At 35.1% G+C, this 22234-nt stretch carries 21 protein-coding genes; 10 read left to right on the top strand and 11 right to left on the bottom strand.

Annotated features, from left to right (window positions below):
• The first annotated feature begins 79 nt into the window (after nucleotides 1–79).
• The gene (locus Q1A60_RS00725; RefSeq protein ID WP_299762951.1) at nucleotides 80–1900 is read left to right on the top strand and encodes an aromatic amino acid hydroxylase; all 1821 of its coding nucleotides are present in this window, start codon (nucleotides 80–82) and stop codon (nucleotides 1898–1900) included.
• On the opposite strand, the gene Q1A60_RS00720 is transcribed toward Q1A60_RS00725, so the two are convergent.
• The 4 genes from Q1A60_RS00720 to alaS all read right to left on the bottom strand — a co-directional run bounded on the left by Q1A60_RS00720 (nucleotide 1897) and on the right by alaS (nucleotide 6830).
• The gene (locus tag Q1A60_RS00720; RefSeq protein ID WP_299762949.1) at nucleotides 1897–2514 is read right to left on the bottom strand and encodes a DUF4230 domain-containing protein; all 618 of its coding nucleotides are present in this window, start codon (nucleotides 2512–2514) and stop codon (nucleotides 1897–1899) included. The two genes, Q1A60_RS00725 and Q1A60_RS00720, sit on opposite strands and share 4 nt — an antisense overlap.
• Before the next feature lie 55 nt (nucleotides 2515–2569).
• Nucleotides 2570–3538: a GSCFA domain-containing protein gene (locus Q1A60_RS00715; protein WP_299762947.1), complete on the bottom strand. Its 969-nt coding sequence runs from the start codon at nucleotides 3536–3538 to the stop codon at nucleotides 2570–2572.
• 60 nt (nucleotides 3539–3598) lie between these two features.
• The gene (locus Q1A60_RS00710) at nucleotides 3599–4000 is read right to left on the bottom strand and encodes a hypothetical protein (RefSeq protein ID WP_299762945.1); all 402 of its coding nucleotides are present in this window, start codon (nucleotides 3998–4000) and stop codon (nucleotides 3599–3601) included.
• Nucleotides 4001–4217: 217 nt separating this feature from the next.
• Nucleotides 4218–6830: an alanine--tRNA ligase gene (gene alaS / locus Q1A60_RS00705; RefSeq protein WP_299762943.1), complete on the bottom strand. Its 2613-nt coding sequence runs from the start codon at nucleotides 6828–6830 to the stop codon at nucleotides 4218–4220.
• 117 nt (nucleotides 6831–6947) lie between these two features.
• Between alaS and Q1A60_RS00700 the strand changes: the two genes are divergently transcribed.
• Together Q1A60_RS00700 and Q1A60_RS00695 are read left to right on the top strand one after the other, a co-directional pair.
• Nucleotides 6948–7922 carry a M23 family metallopeptidase gene (locus Q1A60_RS00700; protein ID WP_299762941.1) on the top strand — a complete coding sequence of 325 codons (975 nt, stop codon included), beginning with the start codon at nucleotides 6948–6950 and terminating at the stop codon, nucleotides 7920–7922.
• A gap of 4 nt (nucleotides 7923–7926) precedes the next feature.
• Nucleotides 7927–8256: a MerR family transcriptional regulator gene (locus tag Q1A60_RS00695; RefSeq protein WP_299762939.1), complete on the top strand. Its 330-nt coding sequence runs from the start codon at nucleotides 7927–7929 to the stop codon at nucleotides 8254–8256.
• On the opposite strand, the gene Q1A60_RS00690 is transcribed toward Q1A60_RS00695, so the two are convergent.
• Complete coding sequence (locus Q1A60_RS00690; protein WP_299762938.1) at nucleotides 8240–8449, bottom strand: hypothetical protein; 210 nt, start codon at nucleotides 8447–8449, stop codon at nucleotides 8240–8242. The genes Q1A60_RS00695 and Q1A60_RS00690 overlap by 17 nt on opposite strands.
• Nucleotides 8450–8594: 145 nt before the next feature.
• On the opposite strand from Q1A60_RS00690, the gene Q1A60_RS00685 reads away from it, so the two are divergent.
• The 4 genes from Q1A60_RS00685 to Q1A60_RS00670 all read left to right on the top strand — a co-directional run bounded on the left by Q1A60_RS00685 (nucleotide 8595) and on the right by Q1A60_RS00670 (nucleotide 11389).
• The gene (locus tag Q1A60_RS00685) at nucleotides 8595–9203 is read left to right on the top strand and encodes a LemA family protein (protein WP_299762936.1); all 609 of its coding nucleotides are present in this window, start codon (nucleotides 8595–8597) and stop codon (nucleotides 9201–9203) included.
• Nucleotides 9203–9643 (top strand): TPM domain-containing protein, encoded by a 441-nt coding sequence (locus Q1A60_RS00680; protein ID WP_299762934.1) that lies wholly within the window; start codon nucleotides 9203–9205, stop codon nucleotides 9641–9643. The genes Q1A60_RS00685 and Q1A60_RS00680 overlap by 1 nt, the downstream gene beginning before the upstream one ends.
• A gap of 95 nt (nucleotides 9644–9738) precedes the next feature.
• Entirely contained in the window at nucleotides 9739–10512 is a 774-nt protein-coding gene (locus Q1A60_RS00675; RefSeq protein ID WP_299762932.1) for a TPM domain-containing protein, read from the top strand.
• A 388-nt stretch (nucleotides 10513–10900) separates the two neighbouring features.
• Complete coding sequence (locus tag Q1A60_RS00670; RefSeq protein WP_299762930.1) at nucleotides 10901–11389, top strand: hypothetical protein; 489 nt, start codon at nucleotides 10901–10903, stop codon at nucleotides 11387–11389.
• 68 nt (nucleotides 11390–11457) lie between these two features.
• Here Q1A60_RS00670 and Q1A60_RS00665 read toward each other — a convergent pair whose 3' ends face one another.
• Nucleotides 11458–12171, bottom strand: coding sequence for a LytTR family DNA-binding domain-containing protein (locus Q1A60_RS00665; RefSeq protein WP_299762928.1), 714 nt, complete (start codon nucleotides 12169–12171; stop codon nucleotides 11458–11460).
• A complete protein-coding gene (locus Q1A60_RS00660) occupies nucleotides 12168–13238 on the bottom strand; it encodes a sensor histidine kinase (protein WP_299762926.1) in 1071 nt (356 codons plus the stop codon). Before Q1A60_RS00660 ends, Q1A60_RS00665 begins: the two co-directional genes overlap by 4 nt.
• 205 nt (nucleotides 13239–13443) lie before the next feature.
• Between Q1A60_RS00660 and Q1A60_RS00655 the strand changes: the two genes are divergently transcribed.
• On the top strand, nucleotides 13444–14919 hold the full coding sequence (locus tag Q1A60_RS00655; protein WP_299762924.1) for an alpha/beta hydrolase: 1476 nt from the start codon (nucleotides 13444–13446) through the stop codon (nucleotides 14917–14919).
• 193 nt (nucleotides 14920–15112) lie between these two features.
• On the opposite strand, the gene Q1A60_RS00650 is transcribed toward Q1A60_RS00655, so the two are convergent.
• Both Q1A60_RS00650 and folK read right to left on the bottom strand, forming a co-directional pair.
• Nucleotides 15113–15616 (bottom strand): hypothetical protein, encoded by a 504-nt coding sequence (locus Q1A60_RS00650; protein WP_299762922.1) that lies wholly within the window; start codon nucleotides 15614–15616, stop codon nucleotides 15113–15115.
• Nucleotides 15617–15857: 241 nt separating this feature from the next.
• Complete coding sequence (folK, locus tag Q1A60_RS00645) at nucleotides 15858–16976, bottom strand: 2-amino-4-hydroxy-6-hydroxymethyldihydropteridine diphosphokinase (RefSeq protein ID WP_299762920.1); 1119 nt, start codon at nucleotides 16974–16976, stop codon at nucleotides 15858–15860.
• A gap of 86 nt (nucleotides 16977–17062) precedes the next feature.
• Here folK and Q1A60_RS00640 point away from each other — a divergent pair, with 86 nt between their 5' ends.
• Nucleotides 17063–17776 carry a queuosine precursor transporter gene (locus Q1A60_RS00640; RefSeq protein WP_299762918.1) on the top strand — a complete coding sequence of 238 codons (714 nt, stop codon included), beginning with the start codon at nucleotides 17063–17065 and terminating at the stop codon, nucleotides 17774–17776.
• Between the two features lie 172 nt (nucleotides 17777–17948).
• The gene (locus Q1A60_RS00635) at nucleotides 17949–20633 is read left to right on the top strand and encodes an AsmA-like C-terminal region-containing protein (RefSeq protein ID WP_299762916.1); all 2685 of its coding nucleotides are present in this window, start codon (nucleotides 17949–17951) and stop codon (nucleotides 20631–20633) included.
• 116 nt (nucleotides 20634–20749) lie between these two features.
• Here Q1A60_RS00635 and Q1A60_RS00630 read toward each other — a convergent pair whose 3' ends face one another.
• On the bottom strand, nucleotides 20750–21655 hold the full coding sequence (locus Q1A60_RS00630; RefSeq protein ID WP_299762914.1) for a patatin-like phospholipase family protein: 906 nt from the start codon (nucleotides 21653–21655) through the stop codon (nucleotides 20750–20752).
• 86 nt (nucleotides 21656–21741) lie between these two features.
• The gene (locus Q1A60_RS00625) at nucleotides 21742–22194 is read right to left on the bottom strand and encodes a hypothetical protein (RefSeq protein WP_299762912.1); all 453 of its coding nucleotides are present in this window, start codon (nucleotides 22192–22194) and stop codon (nucleotides 21742–21744) included.
• Nucleotides 22195–22234: the final 40 nt, after the last annotated feature.

The raw sequence follows: 22234 nt of genomic DNA, 5'->3' as shown, positions 1-22234 counted from the left end.
TTGATCTTTTTAGTGAAATCATAAAACTCTATGAAAGGAGTGGTGAAAATTCCCACTAAAGTCTTTAATTTTACATTCTATGAGTACTACTATAGAAACCAATCCTTTATTGGATCGTTTGCCGCCACATTTAAAGCAATACATCAAGCCTCAAAATTATGAGGAGTACACTCCTATCAACCAAGCTGTATGGCGTTATGTAATGCGAAAAAATGTAGATTACCTAGCAAAAGTTGCTCATGAAAGTTATTTAGACGGTCTTAGGCAAACAGGTATTTCTATCGATCAGATTCCATCTATGTATGGAATGAATCGTATCCTTAAAGAAATAGGTTGGGCAGCTGTAGCTGTAGATGGGTTTATTCCTCCCAATGCTTTTATGGAATTCCAAGCGTATAAAGTTCTTGTGATTGCGAGTGACATCCGTCAATTAGAAAATATTGAATATACACCTGCTCCTGACATCATTCATGAAGGTGCTGGACACGCACCTATTATTGCAAGCCCTGACTATGCAGAATACTTAAGACGTTTTGGTGAGATAGGTGCTAAAGCGATATCAAGTGCACATGATATGGATATGTATGAAGCCGTACGTAAATTATCTATCTTAAAAGAAAGCCCTCCTCCAAGCCCCCTCCCAAAAGGAGAGGAAACGCTTACTCCTGCTCAAGAAGAATATCTCGATACTATTAGAAAAGCAGAAAAACACGTAGAAGAACTTCAACATAAAAAAGTAGAACCTTCTGAAATTGCGTTGATACGTAATCTACACTGGTGGACCGTAGAGTACGGACTCATAGGCACTGTTGAAGACCCAAAAATTTATGGAGCAGGATTACTTTCTTCCATTGGAGAAAGTGCGTGGTGCATGACAGACAAAGTTGTCAAGCTTCCGTATTCTATAGAGGCTATTTATAAAGAATTTGATATTACAAAACCTCAACCGCAACTGTATGTAACACCAGACTTCGCTTACCTCATGAAAGTACTTGAAGAATTTGCAAGTACTATGGCAGTGCGTAAAGGAGGGTGGCGCGGACTCAAAAAATTAATCGAATCCAAACAAATAGGTACTATTGAGTTAAGTACTGGACTTCAAGTGAGCGGTGTATTTACACGTATGATTCAGAATGAAGATAATGATGTTATCTATTTTGAAACCGAAGGTCCTACAGCGCTGGCTTATCGCGAAAAAGAACTCATCGGTCATGGTACCGCTAGACATCTTAATGGTTTTAGATCGCCACTAGGCAAACTTAAAGGTATTAATTTATCGATTGAAAATATGGGGCCTAGAGATTTACAAGCGTATAATTTTTATGATGGAAAACCTATTTCTTTTGAGTTTGAAAGCGGCATTACGGTAAATGGTCTTAACGTTACAGGAATGCGTAATCTTAACGGAAAACTCATGCTTATCCAGTTTACTGATTGCACAGTATGTTATAAAGACGAAATCTTATTTTCTCCTGACATGGGGGATTTTGACATGGCGTTGGGACAAGAAATCTTATCTGCTTTTGCAGGAGCTGCCGATTATTTATCATTTAAACTTGAAGAACACGTCATTAGTACGACTACTATTAAATCTGATATTTCAGAACAAGAAGAGCAACTATTAGCTTTATATCAAGAGGTAAGAAATAGTAGGGAATCTGGATCTATTTCTAAAGAACGATTATCACATATTTTTAAAGATGTATCAACGCATCATCCGACAGACTGGTTACTTTCATTAGAAATTTACGAACTTGTTTATGAGGATAATTCCGCTACTTCGACTGCGCTCAGCACAGGTTTCGCGAAAGCGGTTTTAGAACATCTCATAACACTCAAAGAAACACGTCCAGAAATAGCACATCTTATAGAAAATGGTATCGAGTTAATAAAGAATTAATCTAATAGCTTTTCGAAGTCAGCAATGTTTGTAATTGGAGTAGCATCATATTGCAATGTCCACCCTAAAGAATTAGTCAAAATATAGATTTTATGAAGTTCTGTAATTAATCTATTTTCTGCATTGGTATATAGACTTGAAGCTTCTATTTTTTCTCTAAGCGTATTTGTTACTCTAGCTTTAATCACATTATAATCTTCGGCTTCAAAAGGATTCAATAAATCTTGTTGAATATCGTAATACTCCAAATTAGGATTAATAGTTAATTCTGGTTCTGGGATACGTGTGATATAAACAGTTTGAGTAGCCTCATCAATTTGAGTTTCTACTTTACTTAGATCATAAGAGATCGTTGCTTTTGCATTAGCAACCACCAGTGCTTTTTTGGTTGCTGTTAAGATATCTAAGTAAAACTCTTTTGAGTCTTCATAGGTAAACACTTCTGCATACTCTCCTTCTGTCACAACAAGTTTCCCGACGTTTTTAAGTGTTTTCTCGATAAGTGCAGAGTGCTCTTCTAGACGTTGATGATCATCATCTTTAAACTCGCAATATCGAAAACTCAATAAAATAAGTATCGCTACAAAAACTCCATATACTATATTACGATTCATAGAATAGTTTACTTAGTCCTACGAATCTACTATATTTTTCGATCATAGCGTTTTACTAAAATTCAATATGAGGGTATTCTTGCTGTAGTTTTGCTATACGCACTCTGAGTTTTCGAAGAAATTCTTGATGTTGTTCACTATCTACATTAAAAGGACGGTGTGAAAGTCCTTGTTGGATTGCTAGCACTTCTTTGAGTGTTGTTTTTACTTTCGTACTTCGACTAGACTCAGCATAAACTCCCGCGTATACCTCCAGAAATCTCTCCCAAATATACTCTATGGCTTGTTGGCTAGGGTGCAGCATATCTGTTGCATAAAACCGATAATCACGTAGTTCATCCATCATCAATTCATAGGCGGGAAAATACTGTGCGTGATTTGCATTAACTACCGTATGTACTGCCGAAATCAAATGTGCTTTGCTTCGCGTATTTTCTACAAAACCATCTTTAAGATGTCGTACGGGAGAAACCGTAAAAACAACTTGAGCTTTGGGGTTTATTTTTTTAATAATCGTACATTGCCTCTTAAGGCTTCCTGCAATTTCTTCTACAGGCAATAGTCCTTTTACAAATGCTTTCTGAGGTACTTTATGACAGTTTGCCACAGCAATATTTGTCTCTTTATGTTGGTATACCCAAGCAGTTCCAAGCGTAATAAAAACATGAGAGGCTTTCGTAATTGCTTTTGTAAGTTGTTCTTGAGCCTTCGTAAGTTTATCTACCAAAGCACCTCTAGAAGAACTATTGAGTTGACTATGGGCTACAAAAGACTTCCATATACCATCTAATTCAAAAATAGCTTCTTCTCCTATTCCTGTGTTATTATGTACATCATGTAATACACGTTCTATAGCTAGCGGATGAAAAAGAATTCCATAGGGATTAACCATGGTTTGAAACTTATGATACAAAAGTTTCTCTCCTATGTTTTCTGCAAAGCAAGAACCTAATAACAACACATTATCTTCATACCCAAATTGTTTTGAAGCAGATTCTAATGGGATGTTGGTTTGTAGTTTCATCTCGTTAAGGTGTAAATTTATTGTGGCATTGCAATATTATCTCGCAAAGGCGCTAAGTTTTCATTTACTAAATCTAATATATTTCATCTTAGATTTAGCCTTTTCGAGATTTAATTCACTTCTAAGATCATTTCTTAAGTCTTCTAATATATCGTCAAGACTAACTTGTTTATTATTTTTTATTTCTTCAACTAACTTTTGAGCTAGATCAATTTGATTTAAAGTTCCAAATAACTGAATCATAGCTATAGGTTTTTCAAAATACTCAACAAATTCTTCTTTATCAATATCTCTATTTGAACCATATTCAAGTTTACTCCAAGCATCTATTAAGTATTCTACTCGAAGGTTTTTCTTTTTATTTTCTTGCTCTCTCTTTTTGGTAAGCTTATGTAAAACATACCAGCCAAAAATTGTTATAAGAGATGTGATTAATAAAGGAATTAACAATTGAAGATTCATTAGTAATATTTTAAATTAAGAATAGATATTGAAAGATAAATCTTTTGCTCGTATGGTGAAAAGGAGACCCCTTCCGTCTTTTCATTTACTTTCATGAGTAAATAAAAATCCACCTTCCCCTGAAAAGGGAAGGAGCTGTATTTTCTAACATCTATCATTAGAGTCGCAATTATCTATAAGAGAGCGCACGCGAATAATCTATGTTCTATTTTCTTTTTTAATCTAAAAAATCCTTAGCGGCCTCCAATGCAGTATTAATTCCTGCGGGATTCTTTCCTCCTGCTGTTGCAAAGAAAGGTTGTCCGCCACCACCGCCTTGGATGTGTTTCCCTAATTCGCGTACCACTTGACCTGCATTCAACCCTTTACTGTCCACTAACTCTTTAGAGATATAACAACTCAACAATGCTTTTCCATTTTGCTCGGTTCCGAAGAGAAGGAAAACATCATTTTTATTCTGCCCTAACTTAAAAGCCAAATCTTTGATAGCACCTGCATCTAGGTCTACTTTCTTCGCTAAAAATTGCACCCCATTGACTTCTTGGAATTCTTTCTCCAAATCACCACTTAAGTTTTGCGCTTTCTCCTTAATAAGTGCTTCCACTTGTTTTTTAAGCGCCGTATTTTCATCTAGTAAACTTGTAATGGCTTTTACAGGATCTTGTGCATTTTTAAGGGTTGCTTTTACTTTATTATAAGCTTCAGTTTCTGAAGTAAAATACTCTTTAGCAGCGTCATTTGTAATCGCTTCGATACGACGTATTCCTGAAGCAACAGCGCCTTCTGATGTAATTTTAAAATGCCAGATATCACCTGTACTTTGTACATGCGTTCCTCCACAAAGCTCCATCGATTTTCCAAAACGAATGGCGCGTACAGCATCTCCATATTTTTCTCCGAATAATGCAATTGCACCTTCTTTAATCGCTTGGTCATACGCAATACCACGTTGTTCTTCTAATGGCAGACTCTCACGAATACGAGCGTTTACAAAGTTTTCTACTGCTTTTAATTCTTCAGTAGTCACTTTTGAGAAATGTGAGAAATCAAAACGAAGATTACGGCTATGCACCATACTTCCTTTTTGCTCAACATGCGTCCCTAACACTTTACGTAATCCTTGATGCAATAAATGCGTTGCTGTATGATTTGCAGAGGTACGGAAACGTTGTTTCTCATCTACGACAGCTTTAAATGTTCCTTCGGTAGATCTTGGAAGATTCTTTGCTAAATGTATAATAAGGTTATTTTCTTTCTTAGTATCTATGATATACACCACTTCTCCATTAGGCACCTCTAGATATCCCTTATCTCCTACTTGCCCTCCTCCTTCTGGATAGAACGGCGTCAGATTAAACACTAGCTGATATAACTCTCCGTCTTTTTTACTCTCTGTCTTACGATATCTTGTTATTTTCACAGAAGCTTCAAGCGTATCATACCCTATAAATTCTTCTTCGGCATCCTCTATTAATACTGTCCAATCACCTGTCTCTACTTTAGAAGCATTTCTAGAACGATCTTTTTGTTTTTGAAGCTCTACTTGGAAACCTTCTTCATCTAATTTCAATCCTTTTTCACTTAAAATAAGCGCTGTTAAATCTATAGGAAAACCATAGGTATCATACAATTCGAAAGCCTTTTCTCCAGAAATGGTATCTCCTTTTGTATTAGCAATCACTGTATCTAGTAAAATCAATCCTTGATCTAAGGTACGCAAGAAAGACTGCTCTTCTTCTCTAATGACATTAACAATCAAGTTTTTCTCTCGTTTCAATTCTGGGAAAGACTCTCCCATTTGTTTCACAAGTGTATTTACTAATTTATAGATAAAAGGTTCTTTGGTATTTAAGAATGTAAATCCATAGCGTATTGCTCTACGTAAAATACGACGTATTACGTAGCCAGCTCCTGTATTACTTGGCAATTGTCCATCTGCAATAGAAAATGCAACAGCTCTTACATGATCTGCTATTACACGTACAGCGATATCCGTTTCTTCTTTATGACCACATTTAGAGGAAGTGATCGTCTCAATCTCGCGCATTAATGGCGTAAAGACATCCGTATCGTAGTTAGATTGTACGCCTTGTAAAACCATACAAAGTCGTTCAAACCCCATTCCTGTATCTACGTGTTGTGCAGGTAAGTTTTCTAAAGACCCATCAGCTAGACGGTTAAATTGCATAAATACGAGATTCCAAACCTCTATAACTAATGGATGATCTTGATTTACTAATGTTTTTCCGTCTACTTTAGCTTTTTCTTCTTCAGAACGTATATCTACATGAATCTCACTACATGGACCACAAGGCCCTTGTGCTCCCATTTCCCAGAAGTTGTCTTTTTTATTTCCATTTAGGATACGATCTTCTGAGATATGATTTTTCCATAAATCATAGGCATCTTGATCACGTTCTAACTTTTCGCTTTCATCTCCTTCAAAAATGGTTACATACAAACTGTCTTTATCAATCTTAAAAACTTCCGTTAGTAATTCCCAAGCCCAATCAATTGCTTCCTTTTTAAAATAATCTCCAAAGCTCCAGTTTCCTAACATCTCAAACATGGTATGATGATAGGTATCCTTTCCTACTTCTTCTAAATCATTGTGCTTGCCAGAGACACGTAAGCATTTTTGAGTATCTGTAAGACGTGTGTTTTTAGGAATTCCATTACCTAGAAAATATTCTTTAAACGGGACCATCCCTGCATTTGTAAACATGAGTGTAGGGTCATCCTTTAACACCATAGGTGCAGAGGGTACTATATCATGTTTTTTTGATTCAAAAAACGCTAGGAATTTGGCACGTATTTCTTGAGATTTCATAGAAGTAATCGTATCGAATAATTATTTTTATCTTTGATCGTTTTGATAATTGAAGTACGCTTTCGCGAAAGCGTATAAATCATCTTTAACATCTGGCAAAAATACACATTTTAACTTATGTCTAAGGTAAAATATTACTATGATAGTGACACGCTTTCTTATCGAAAAGTAGAGCGTAAAAAAGGACGCACTATAGGATTTGTTCTGTTGTTTTTTACAGCAGCTACCCTTATGGGACTTATTATACTCATTACGGTATTCAATTCTGGAATAGACACTCCTAAAGAACGTAGGCTGGAACGTGAAAACTCAAATCTTGCATTACAACTCTCTATATTAGAATCTAAAATGGACCTTGCCAGTAAGGTTCTTGAAAATGTACAGCAACGAGATAATGAGATTTATAGAATCTTATTAGATGCCAATCCTATTCCTGATGAAGTACGTAAAGCTGGTTTTGGTGGTGTAAATCGTTATGAAAACTTAAAAGGATACGACAATTCAGCTATGATTATTGAGAGTCATAAGCGTATGGACCAAATCACAAAGCAACTGGATATTCAATCGAAGTCGCTTGATGAAATTGCACGACTTTCTGCCGATAAAGAAAAATTACTAGCTGCTATTCCAGCGATACAGCCTGTAAGTAATGAAGATTTAACACGTATGGCCTCAGGTTTTGGATATCGTACCGATCCGTTTACAAAGGCTCGCAAGAAGCACTGGGGAATGGATTTTACAGCACCAAGAGGCACTCCTGTATATGCATCTGGGGACGGTAAAGTCTCTCGTGCAGATGCTACTGCTTCTGGGTATGGAAAACACATCCGTATCACACATGGATATGGATATGAGAGTTTGTATGCACATTTAAATGCCTACAATGTAAAAAAGGGACAAAAAGTAAAACGTGGCGATCTCATTGGTTTTGTAGGAAGCACAGGACGTTCTGAAGCACCGCATTTACATTATGAGATTTTTAAAGAAGGTGAACGCATCAATCCTATTCATTTTTACTACGGAAAACTTTCTCCTGCTGAGTTTGATGAATTATTAAAACAATCTCAACAAGAAAACCAATCGTTAGATTAATCTTATGCATGTAAACCTTCCAGAAAAATTATATTATGGCATTGGAGAAGTCTCCAAAGCATTTGGAGTGAACACGTCTCTCATACGTTTCTGGGAAAAAGAATTTGATGTATTACAACCTAAGAAGAATGCAAAAGGGAATCGTAAATTTACGCCTCAAGACATCAAAAACCTTGAACTGATTTATCATCTTGTTAAAGAACGCGGCTTTACATTAGAAGGCGCTAAAATTCATCTTAAAGAAGGAAAGAAAGAAACCCTTAGTAATTTTGATATTATTCGAAAGCTAGAAAATGTAAAAGCGCAACTTATAGAGCTTAAAAAGAATCTTTAGTTTTTTCAACTTCTACAGAGCATTGGGTTGTTTTTGGAGTAGCTACTTTATACAGTCCTAAATACACCAAAGATAAACTTGCAATAAACGATGGTATATTAGGTAGTACATCGTTATGTACAATTCCCAGATATAAAGAAGCCATCATTCCTAAAACTCCTATAATTACTAATAGATACTTTGTTGTTCTCATTATCGATTATTTTATACACTTTATAGGTAGATAAGACACTTGTTTTGTTACAAAATAAAGAAAATAAGATTTTCTTAACTTGCAATCGTTTACTAAATCCAGAGCGGTTTTGTAACAAAAATCAATAAACATAAACTAACCAGATATGAAGAAAGGATTAATCGTATTAATAGTAATTGGTGCAATTATAGCATACATTGCATTTGTTGTAAGTCCAGGTTTTTACAACACATCTATAGATTTAGAAGAAAACGCTACTGCACAATGGGCTAATGTAGAAAGTAGTTATCAACGCCGTGCTGATCTAATTCCTAACATTGTAAAGACAGCAAAAGGATATGCAGAATATGAGCAGGAAACATTTGTAAAGGTTACTGAAGCACGTTCTAAAGCAACTTCCATTACCATTGACCCATCTAATATCACACCTGCCCAATTAAAGCAATTTCAACAAGCACAATCAGGATTGACTTCAGCTTTATCAAGATTATTAGCAACCTTTGAAAGGTATCCAGATCTAAAAGCTAATGAAAATTTCAAAGAATTGATCAACGAATTAGAGCGTACGGAAAACCGCATCAATGTAGAGCGTAATCGCTTTAATGAATCTGTAAAACCCTTTAACAAACATCTCAAAAAGTTTCCTAATAATTTCATCAACATGTTTATAGGAAAGTTTGAAGAGATGGGATATTTTGAAGCTGACGCTGGAACTGAAAATGCACCAAATGTAGAATTTGATTTTAGTAACTAATGGCATCTACGGTAGAAGATTTTTTAACACAAACAGAAGAACAAGACATTGTTGAGGCTATTCGTATTGCCGAAAGCAATACCTCTGGTGAAATACGTGTGCATTTAGAACGACATACAGATCTAGACGTCTTCACGCGTGCTAAAGAAATCTTTCATATCCTTAAAATGGATAATACCAAAGAAGAAAACGGAGTTCTCATTTATATAGCTGTAGACGATCACAAGTTTGCTATATGTGGCGATCGAGGGATTGATAAAAAAGTGCCTACTAATTTTTGGGAAACCACAAGAGATACCATGAGTACTCATTTTAAAGAAGGGCGTTTTAAAGAAGGAATCATTGAAGGGATTCAGGATGTGGGTAAACGATTAAGTGCTTATTTCCCATGGCAACATGGAGATATTAATGAACTCCCAGATGAGATTACTACAAGTTAATGACACAGCTACTATCTATATATAACATAGGGTTCGTTCGCTCCTGCCTGCCAGTTAGACAAGTTCGCAAAAGCGTAAGTACTTGCATACGTTTATTGTGTATCCTTCTTTTTTTAGGAGGAGGACACATAGCGCATGCGCAATTTGACATTCCACCAAAACCTAGTAAACAAACAGCTGTATATGACTATATTGGTTTGTTTAATTCCTACCAACAGAAATCACTTGAGCAAAAACTTATACGATATAGCGATACTACCTCAACACAAATAGTGATTGCGATTATATCTTCTACAAAAGGGGAAGACATCTCATTCCTTGGAGCTAAATGGGGACAGAAATGGGGTATCGGACAGGCTAATGAAGACAATGGCATTATTATTATCGTAGCCAAAGATGATCGTAAAGTAGATATTAATACAGGCTACGGCATTGAATCTATTATTTCGGATCGTGATGCTGAACGTATGATCAATAGAACCATCATTCCTGCTTTTAAAAAAGGAGATTTTTATGGAGGTCTTGATGCCGCTACCGATGAAATGATCGCACGTCTTGAAGGCAATTTTACAGGCACTCGCAAAAACAATAATTCGTTTCCCATAGGTCCCGTACTCGTATTTGTATTCTTTATCGTTATACTCATCATTTTAAGTAGAAAAAATCATCGTGGTGGCGGTCGTGGCGGCCGTAGACGTAAAGCTGAATCCCTCTTAGATGTTATTATCCTTAGTAATATGGGCCGTGGTTCTTTTGGAAGCGGAGGAGGCTTCGGAAGTGGCGGCGGTGGAAGTTTTGGAGGCGGTGGCTTCGGTGGTGGCTTTGGAGGTGGAGGCTTCGGAGGCGGTGGTGCTTCTGGAGGATGGTAGTTGGAAGCACGAAGTTTGAAGTACGAATGACGAAATATCTATTACTATAATATGCTAGCCGAATATGGCGGTGGTAGTTTTTGAAAATTTAAAAACTTTTTTCTGTTTAAATTTTCGAAAACTTTCCGTTACTGATTTAACAAGGATGGTAATCAAAGTACGAGGTTAGAAGTTGGAAGTACGAAGTCTAAAATCATAGATATAGCTAGCCGAACTGAATGTGATTGTTTACAGCTTTTTGTACCTTTTCCTTTACAAAAAGAAGTAAACTTTCCGTTACTCATTTTATAAAATAGTAGTTAGAAGTACGAACGACGAAATCTAAATTTCAAATAATATAGACAAGAATTGATGAACATTGCTTTAAAAACGAGCACAACTTAATTTTATGAAAGAAAAGTCATTAGTAGAGAAAACAACTCAGAGTATTTCTGATAGTACTGATCAATTATTACATCAGCTTAAAAGCGGTTTTTCTAAATTAAGTGAAATTGGCAGTACTGCAAAAAACAAGTTTATTAATTATGTGAAAGAAGTATTTGACATCCTACCTCTCATCGAAAAAGCGGGCTTCAGAACTAATAGACTTATTGTAGGGATTTCTGTACCTCCTTCGGTTGAAATTCACGTAAGCAGATTCAAAGAAGTAGATCAAAAAATAATAGACCAATTATTAGAAGAATATAAGAACAGAAAAATGTTTAAAATGATTCTTAAATCGCTTTTAATGTCTAATGAATTTCAAAGTAAGATTTCTACAGAACAACTCGTTTTTAATGAAATCTGTATTGAAATTTCTATTCCGCCTAAAGTGAGCATAAAATACCTAAATAAAGATATTGCTGGTATACAGACTATAGAAACCTATTTTGATTAATCAGACGTCTGTTTTAATAATTTAATATTTTATTATACGCTTTCGCGAAAGCGTACATAACCCTAATACTACTTCTGCAATATCTTCATTACTAACTTCTTATACGAGATACCTATAGGGATTTCTATTGCTCCGATTTCAATATCTTGCATCGTATAGCTTGTGATTTTATGGGTGTTTACCATATAAGAACGGTGAACTCTCATAAAATAAGAGGGTACTTTTTGTTCAAAGAGACTAATTTTATCTTTGGTAGAGATACTTTCGTTTTCTAGATGTATACGCACATAATCTTTAATACTTTCTACATACAATACCTCTTCAAAAGTAATTTTTACGTACTTTCTATTCGTATTCACATACATATACTCATCTTCTACTACTGTCGCTTTAACACTCTCTTTATGAATGGTTGGGCTGCCTATCTTATCAAAATATTTCGTAATGGATTTAAAAAAACGATCCATTGTAATGGGTTTTAATAGATAGTCAATGACATCAAGTTCATAACTCTCTACTGCATACTCTCGATAGGCAGTTGTAAAAATAATAGCAGGTGGGTTTTGAAGCGACTTCACAAATTGAATTCCAGAAAGGCCTGGCATCTGAATATCTAAAAAAATAATATCAACGGGTGTGTTTTTTACAATTTCAAAAGCTTCTATCGCATTCCAACAAGTCGCTATAAGTTCTAATTGTGTAAACTGTCGGATATGCCCTTCAAGCAATTCAATCGCTAAAGGTTCATCATCTACAACAATGCAGGTCACCTTTTTACTCATAACTGAATCGTTAAATTAACTTCATATGATGTTGGTGACTCCTCATAATTCCATTCATAACGTTCAGGATAAATGAGTTCTAATTGCCGTTTTACATTCGTCTCTCCTATTCCTTTTTTATAGCCCATTTCATCTATTTGAGGAGTTGCTGGTTTTGAATTATAGACTCTAATATACGATACTCCTTCTTTAACTTTTATAGAAATGGCTACAACTGGTTGTTGTATTGCTCCGCTTACTCCATGTTTAAATGCATTTTCTACAATAGAAATCAAAATTAAAGGTGCTATTTGTGAGGTATGATCATCCAGATCATGATCAAATGTTAATTGCAATCGTTCTCCATATCGTAGCTTCTCTAAATCTAAGTAGTGTTCTAAAAGTGTGATTTCTTTACTTACCAAAACCCTATCCTCTTTACATTGGTATAGCATATAATCTAGTATTTCTGAAAGCTTAGCGACTACATCTGGTGCACGATCAGATTTTTTTAGGGTTAATGCATATAAATTATTTAAAGTATTGAATAAAAAATGAGGATGTATTTGCGCTTTTAAAAAATTAAGCTCAGCATCTATTTTTTCTTTTTCTAAACGTGCTACTTTCCTTTTTTCAGCGCCACGAGACCTCAGCATTTTTATAAAAATAAAAGGAATCGTTACAGAATAAACTCTTCCAATATACCCTAAAATAGTCTCATCATAATAGGCTACAATTTCCCATAAGCGTTCTTTATACCCTTCTTCTCCAGCTAATCGTTCTGCGATTTGTACATTATTAAAACGATATATCACACAAAGAATAAAAGAGCTTATAACGAAGTATATTATAAACTGAAAATACTTTTCTTTCTGAAAATACCTCGGAATCAAATAATAGGCTAAAAAATAGGTAGCAATCATCTTTGTAGGTAATCCTACACCTCTATACACAAGAGATTGCCATACCTCCATAATACTTCTATCTGCTACTAAGGGCGCTAAAAACAATACAAAGAGCCAAAAAAGCACATGCAACGCGATCCTATTCTGAAGTAGTTTGTCTAAAAAATGAATTGATTTTTCCATAATTAATGGGAAAGTAGAAAAAAATAAGCTTGATTTTAGAACAGATCGATCAATACGCAGTATCGACTCCTCAATTTTACATATCGTCCTACGAATTGCATTTGACAATTTCTATACAGTATGCAACTATCGTGATGTGACATCCATCTACTTTTTAAAATAGCTATCTACACAGCTATTACATTGCTCAAAAATTAAATATCTCATGAAATCACAACTTATTTTTCTTTTATGTTTCAGTATCGCAATACAAAGTGTATTCGCCCAACAATTACAAATGACTGCTGCTACGTTTACAAGTGAATCAGGAAAGGAAGTACTTGCAGAGGTAGGTACGATAGAAGTTCCTGAAAATCGTAACAACCCTAATAGTGCAAAAATCCCTGTTCATTTTATCAAATTAAAAAGCAGCAACCCCACTCCTACATCGCCTATATTTTACTTAGAAGGAGGGCCAGGTTCAAGCTGTACGTGGCAAGCTAGTAATCCTAGATATTTAGAAAACTGGTTGCCATATTTAGAACTTGGTGACGTTATCCTTGTGGACCAAAGAGGGACGGGTGCCGAGACTGAACGCACCTTATTTATATGGCAAAAGGAACTCCCTAAAAACCTTTTTGTCGATGCAAAGGCTTCTCAAAAGCATTTTAATACGATGTCTCATGAGGCTTTAAAAACTTTTAATGATAGAGGCGTCGATTTACAAGGATATACAACTATAGAAAATGCAACTGATTTAGATGTATTACGACAAGCGTTAGGGTATTCTAAAATCTCATTATTTGGTTTTAGTTATGGTACACATTTAGGTCAAACCTATATGAAATATTACCCTGATTATGTAGAAAATGCCATACTCATAGGTGTTGAAGGGTTTAATGACACATTTAAGTTACCCCTAGCAATGGATATTCAATTACATAAAATTGCACTGCTCTCGAATAATGACGCTACTATAAATAAAGACATTCCAGACCTAGTTGCTTTATATAAGAAAGTGATTACAAAATTGACTACAAATCCAGTAGAAGTTGAAATAACTTCTGCGCTTACGGGAGCTCCTCTAAAAGTCTTGGTAGGTTCGTATGGCCTTAACCTAATACTCCGAATAGATATTGGTGACGCGAGTGATATCCCAGTATTACCTAAACTTTTATACAGCATAGATCAAGGCGATTATTCTTTATTACAATGGTTTGTTCAGAAAAGGCATCAAATGGTGTATGGTATACACGGAATGTCTATTACCATGGATGCCGCTTCTGGTGCTTCTGCTAGTAGAATGGTTCGTATTGAAGAAGAAAATCAAAAAAGTTTTTTTAAAAATGTTGTAAATATGTCTACACTAAAAAACTGGCCTACTCCTGATGTAGGAGAAGATTTTAGAGCTCCGCTTGTTACAGATATACCTACGCTATTCTTAAGCGGGACATTAGATTTTAATACGCCACCGTATCAAGCCGAGCAGGTACGATGGGGATATACAAATAGCCATCATATTGTCGTAAAAAATGCAGGACATGAGCAGATTGTATATCATCCTAAAGCGCAAGAAACTATTTTACGATTTTTAAAAAGGGAGAATATAGATGATGCAACCATGTCATATCCTCCGTTGCAATTTATACCTGTTACTGGAACTTCTAAAGATCTCTGGCATCCTTCTTTAGGAGAGGAGTAAGAATCATTATTCTGAAATAAAAAGGCATAGATTAGGGTATCTATGCCTTTTCTAATTTTACAATACAATTGTAATCATACTGGGTACGCTTTAACGCTTCGCTCTCCCTTTGGTCGTGAACCTGCCTGCCGGCAGGCAGGTCTCACAGGTTCGATTTCGCGAAAGCATACTTATCTATATACTCTATATTAATTTATAGTTGAGTCGAAATACCATTAGATACTTGCTGTTTTTTAAGATATGCAGGAGAACTTTCAAATAATGTTTTGATACGATTATCCCAATCTCTTATAATCTCAAAATAGCTTGAATTTACGACAGACATAATCCGCCCGCAGTCATCACAAACATGTTTTGAATATTCTAAAAAGTAATGTGCAAACTCATGAAAAGCAACCACTTTTAAAATTTCAGGATCTAATTGGGCCACCCAATTAATGTCAATAGCAACTACACTGCCTTGTTCGTTTCTACGTAACATGCCTAGTGTAGATCCTTTTTCAGATACCGTAAGTGTGTTTACGACATCTATACTTTCTAGTTTAAACAATTTATCGTAATACTCAATATCATAGGTTTTACACAACTCAAAAAACTCATTAAGCAGCGGCTGTAAACGCCCATCAATACTTACATTTTGAGCAGAAACTGAGAAAAAAGAAAACAGTAATGTCCCCAATATCATATACTTTTTCATATACAACGATTTTTATACATCACATATACTTGTTTGGATGGAATAAACAGGTATTTCATGACATGTTTTAGTGAGATTAAAGAGTCTCTTTAATCATATTGATTGGGATAGTTTGTTACTAAAATCTAGTGCGACTTTAGTTGTAATGATGGTATAGACGTATTATGACATCTATTATTACATATCAAATATAACTGAAATTTCAGCGCAATATTGTACTATGTACTGAAGCTACTGGGATTTATACGTAAAACTCACTCACTACTTTTAGATAGTCTTCTCTGTTTTTTACAAAATCAAGATCAGAGATATCTATAATTTTTACATTGAGTTGATGTTGTGATTTGATAAAATCAAGATAGCCTTGATTAATTTTTTCGAGATATGCTGCATCTATCTCTTTTTCATAACTACGTCCCCGTTTTTTGATATTACTCAAAAGGCGTTCTGTATTTTGATATAAGTATACATATAAATCGGGTTGTGGCATATCATGATACATCATTTCGTGTAAGCGTTTATACAATACATACTCTTCTTCTTGCAGTGTAACTTGTGAAAAGATGAGTGATTTATAGCGATCATAATCGGCAATCATAAAATCTTTAAAAAGATCATACTGTCCTATATCGTCTAGCAATTGTTGATATCTATCTGCTAGAAAAGACATTTCTAACGGAAACGCATACCGATCTGGTTCTTTATAGAATTTAGGCAAAAAAGGATTGTCTTTAAAGCGTTCAAGAATAGGTTTTGCATTAAACTCTTCAGAGATCATCTCTACAAGACTGGTTTTACCTGCTCCTATATTTCCTTCTACTACGATATAATTATAATCACCCAAAAGCATAGAATCTTTAGGGTTTTTAAGCCACTTAGGTTGTTTAGTAACCACACTTCCATCTGGACACTTTTCTAATAGAGAAGAAAATGTTTCTTTAGATACTGGGTGTTCTTCACTTCCTGCGATATCTGCAAGTGGCTGCAGCACAAAGGTACGATAGCACATACGAGGGTGTGGCACCTGAAGTATACTTGTCTCTATAATAGCATCATCATACAACAAAACATCAATATCTATAGGACGGGATTGGTATCCCACACCTTCTTCTCGCACACGTCCCATGGATGTTTCGATGGCAAGTATGTTCTTTATAAGCTTAGTTGATGTAAGATTTGTATGAATACGCACCACACAATTATGGAAATCTGGTCCTTCAAAACCTAATGATGGACTCAGGTATACGGGTGATATTTTACTAATACGACCTACTTGAGCAAATAATAGTTGTATTGCTTTTGTGAGGTTTTCATAAGTATTCCCCTGATTACTTCCTAATGACAGATAGATGGTATGCAAGATGGTTAGTACATTAACATTTATGAACAAATTAAGTAAAAGATTCTCATAATGCTTTAATTTTAACCTTGAAGTTATCAAGAAATATGAATCAAGCAACACCTAAACATTCTCTTAAGGATTTACAAACTGCATATAGGATATACTTTACACTTGGTGCCTTATTTATATGTGCACTGGTCGTATCTAATCTTATTTTTCAAAAATTTTTTAGCTGGGACTTTTTTGGCATATACACATTTGAAATATCAGTGGGTTTACTTCCTTACCCTATTACTTTTTTAATTACGGATCTCATTAGTGAGATTTATGGAAAAAAGAAAGCAAATCAGATGGTTACGACAGGTATCTTTGCTTCATTTTTTTCGTTATTAATTATATATGTGGGTAATGCAACTACAGCCACTAGTTGGTCTCCTGTAAATGACGCATTGTTTTCAAAAGTTTTTGGTGCGACGGCCATTGCTGTTTTTGCAAGTATGACCGCTTATTTATTGGCACAATATGTGGATATACATTTGTATCACTTTTGGAAAAAACTTACTAAAGGAAAACATTTATGGCTTCGTAACAATTTCTCAACATTCTTGTCACAGTTTATAGATACTGCGGCCGTACTTTTACTACTATGTAGTTTTGGAGAAATAGATTGGAGTCGTTTTGGCGGATTATTAGTAGGTGGATTTTTATTTAAAGTTTTAATTGCAGCACTAGACACCCCATTTTTATATCTAGGAGTGTATGTATTTAGGAAAAAATTCAACCTTTCTGAAGGCGAAGAATTACAACTTGACGTATAATAATAAGAAGTGTTAAACATCAGGGCAAGCCTTGGAACCAATATAAAGAATCGACCCAAGGGTCGAGGTATTAAACCAAAATCCCGCTGAAAAAGCGGGATTAGTTCAACTTATAATTCTGAGTACGTCTTATAGACTCCTCAAAATTAAGTTTCACTAATAAAACGACAGTATGAAACGCATTTTAAAAATAGTAGGCAGCATCCTTTTAGTACTTGTTATACTCCTTATAGCCTCTCCTTTTTTATTTAGAGGAAAACTAGAAGACTTACTTAAAAAAACGATTAATGAAAATCTAAATGCGCAAGTCACTTGGGAAACGCTAGATATAAGTTTGATTAAAAACTTCCCAGACGCTACCGTAACACTCAATAATTTTAGTGTGGTAAACAATGCTCCGTTTGAAGGAGATACGCTTGCCGCTGGAAAAGAGCTTCGTATTGCGATGGGTGTAAAACAGCTTATAAAAGATACAGGCGATGATCCTATAAAAGTAGATGCGCTACGACTAGATGATGCGATTATAAACATTAAAGTAGACTCACTAGGGAATGCCAATTATGATATTGCAAAAGAGTCTTCTTCTTCTGATTCCGCTGTCGCGAAAGAAGACACTGCTTCAAAACCATTTACATTTGACCTTCAACATTATGAACTCAACAATGCAATCATTAATTATTTGGATGAAAGTTCTAAAACATATCTAAGATTATCTGAAGTAAATCATGAAGGCAATGGAGATTTTAGTGCCAATCAAAGTACGCTTGAAACGAAAACAACCGCACTTGCCTCTTTTGAACTTGATAGCGTTAACTATCTAGATAATGCTGCTATTGATTTGACAGCAGATATAGAACTTGATCTCGAAAACCAGAAGTATACATTTCTAGAAAATAAAGCAATTGTACATGACTTGCCTTTACAATTTGAAGGATATGTACAGCTAGAAGATGATGGAACTGCGATGGATGTTTCGTTCGAGACACCATCGTCAGATTTTAAAAACTTTTTAGCCATTATTCCGAAGGCATATGCTAGAAGTCTTGATGGGGTTCAGACCGGCGGTGATTTTCGCGTAAGCGGAAAAATAAATGGAAAAGCGACAGAGAGTACCATACCGAAACTAGATATTGCTATTGTCTCTAATAATGCTTCTTTTAAATATCCAAATTTACCGAAGCAAATGAATAATATCAATATTGATGCAAAGATCATAAACGACTCTGGATTGGTAGACGACACCTATGTAAGTATTAATACACTTAATTTCAAAATAGATGATGACTTGTTTTCGGCTAATGGAAAACTGCGTAATCTTACGACAAATATTTTAGTGAATCTCGCCATTAAAGGAACACTAGATCTTGCAAATATTGGAAAAGTATATCCATTAGATATAGGAGCACCTTTAGAAGGAAAAGTAATGGCAGATATGACTACTATCTTTGATATGGACGCTGTAGATAAACAGCAATATCAACGTATTAAAAGTAGCGGACAAGCACAATTATCTAATTTCAGATACGAAGGGGAAGAGCTCCCTAAACCTGTGACTATAAGTCAAGCGGCACTTACCTTTCAACCAGGAACAATACAACTTACTAATTTTGAAAGTAAAAGTGGTGATACCGATATTAGTGCAACGGGAACGATAGAAAATCTCATCCCATTTGTGATGTCTAAAGAAGATCTAAAAGGACGATTTAATGTGACTTCGCAGGTGTTTAATCTCAATGATTTTTCGGTAACTGAAACGGTTGACAACGAAACTACTCCTACTAAAAGTTCTTCAGAGACCTCAACAGGAACGGCAGACGCAACTGCTATTCAGATTCCTGATTTTTTAGATGCGTCTTTAGATTTTAATGCACGCAAAGTAATTTATGATGATCTAGAACTCGCAGATGTAAAAGGAACGGTTGCTATTAACGATGAAAAAGCGCTTTTAAATAATGTAAATTCTTCTCTATTTGGAGGTACTGCTGGCGTTTCTGGAAATGTTTCTACAAAAACGGGCGTTCCTATTTTTGATATGGAACTTGATTTAAGTAAAATAAATATTGATCAATCTTTTCAAAACATAAAACTCTTAAAACAACTTGCTCCTATAGCAAAAGCATTGCAAGGGTCTCTTAATACTAAGATCAATATAAAGGGACAACTGGATGAAAACTTTGCACCGATTTTAAGTTCTATAGATGGAAATGCATTTGCAGAAATCCTTACCGCCAATGTTCAAACAGAAAATACTCCGTTGCTTTCTGCATTAGATAGTCAATTAGATTTTATAGACTTAGACAGTGTTGACTTAGATAACCTTAAAGCGGCCCTTACGTTTAAAGATGGAAAAGTGGCGGTAAACCCGTTTACCATTAAAGCAGATGATATTGACATCGATGTAAGTGGTGGGCATAGTTTTGACAATGCAATTGGATATAATTTAAAGCTTAATATTCCTGCAAAATATTTAGGTGGAGATGTCAGTAAATTGCTTGCAAAACTTACGGATAAAGAAAAAGAAAACTTATCTGCTCATGTTCCTATTACCCTTTCGGGAAATTTCACAAAACCCACTGTGCAGCTTAATTTAAAGTCGGCTATTGGAGACTTGACCAATCAGATTATCGAGATTCAGAAAAACAGATTAATAGAAGAAGGTACGAGTAAGATTACTGATATTCTTGGGGATATTTTAGGAGGCGGAAAAGACACTCCTAAAGACAGTACTTCTACAAGTTCTCAAGGCACACCGAAACCCAAAGTGGAAGATATTATTGAAGATGCAGCTGGCGGACTTCTGGGTGGTTTATTTGGCAATAAAAAGAAGGAAACTAAGAAGGATAGTGTGGGGAATTAGTTTTTCCAGAGAAAAGAATATAGAGAAGAGGCAAAAGGCTCGTATGGTTAAAACCTATATTCTACTAGTAAAGCGGTCTATATTCTGTATACGCTTTCGCGAAAGCGTATAAAACCCTAATCCCTAATTTCATTAAGCTCTCTATTTTTACTAGCAGCATATTTAAAACCGCGTTGCCACCAATCGGCCATTTTCTCTTTGTTGAACACCAATGAATTTGTGGTTAATACAATAGGTGTGTAATAAAGGTTGATGATGGCATCTTTGTTATTTGCCGCAAACTTCCCAATCGTAATATTCTGCTTTTCAATACGGTCTACCATAAAAGAATGTAAATTGGTCAATAATGAAAATACATTTTTAGAGGGCAAGCTATTGTAATAAGTGACTTCTGTTTCTAGAATGATGACATCTATTTCGGTGGCACCTCGATCTACTGCTTCTTTAATAGGCACCATACTCCCAAAACCTCCATCAGCATACTCGCATCCTTCTTTTTTTACAAGACTCATAAACGGAATATAGTTACAAGAAATCCAGATCCAATCACAAAAATCTTCATAGGTCACCTCTTTGATAGATTTATATTCTGTCTCATGCAAAGACAGATTAGAAACTGTAACAACGATGTCTTTATGGCTTTGTTTGAGTTCTTCAAACTCTTCACGCGTAAGCAGTCTTCCTATGAGTTCTCTGAGATTTTGGCTTTCGCCAAAGGTTTTAGAGCCTTTCATAAAATTACGAACAACACTCCAATGATTAATATTTATTTGCTCTTGTCCCCATTTGTCTTTTTTTATTACAAAGGGGCAATTACTAAAAATAGCCGACTGATTTACTGAGGTATAGGCTTCTTTGATTTTTTCGATCTTTCCTAAGGCTAGGTGAGATATTAATAAACTTCCTGTAGACGTTCCTATAAACAAGTCGTAGCTATGCCCTAACTCTTCCATAAGGTATTGGGCAACACCGCCGCCAAAAGCGCCTTTACTACCTCCACCAGAAATTACTAAAGCCCTCATAATATAGTTTTTCTTTTTAAAAACCGATTAGACGATCGAAGATAGGACTCCTTGCGAAGTTTACGAAATCTTATTTATAATTTTACTTATTGTAATTCATTCGGTATCGGAACTTTATTTTTTTTAGCATGAAAAATAATCTTATCCTTATATGTAGTCCCATATCCCTTTAATAATCCTTCCAACAATTCTTCTAAAGTGGTTAGATATAAATCTGCAGGATATAATTTGAGATATTCAAAAATCACATTAAAAGCAATATCATACTTTTCTATCTCAACATAACTATTATAAAGAGACATGCTTACTAATTCACTACGAGGACTTATGGTTATTGCCTTCTCTAAATAAGGTATAGCTTTTGCGCGCTGTCCTGTTTTAGCTAAAATCAGTCCTAAAAGCCCTATCACTTTTCCGTTTTCTGAATTCCTTTTATATAAATCCCATAGAATGGATAATGCTTCTTCATCGGAATCATTTTTCTGAAGATTAATTGCGTTTTTTAACTTACTAATATCTTCTTCATTTAACTTTTCCATGATCTAATTATATCAGTAAAAATTAAGTGCATGTATGCAC

Source organism: uncultured Dokdonia sp. (assembly GCF_947492535.1).
Lineage (GTDB): Bacteria > Bacteroidota > Bacteroidia > Flavobacteriales > Flavobacteriaceae > Dokdonia.
This window is presented reverse-complemented; position numbering and strand designations above follow the sequence as displayed.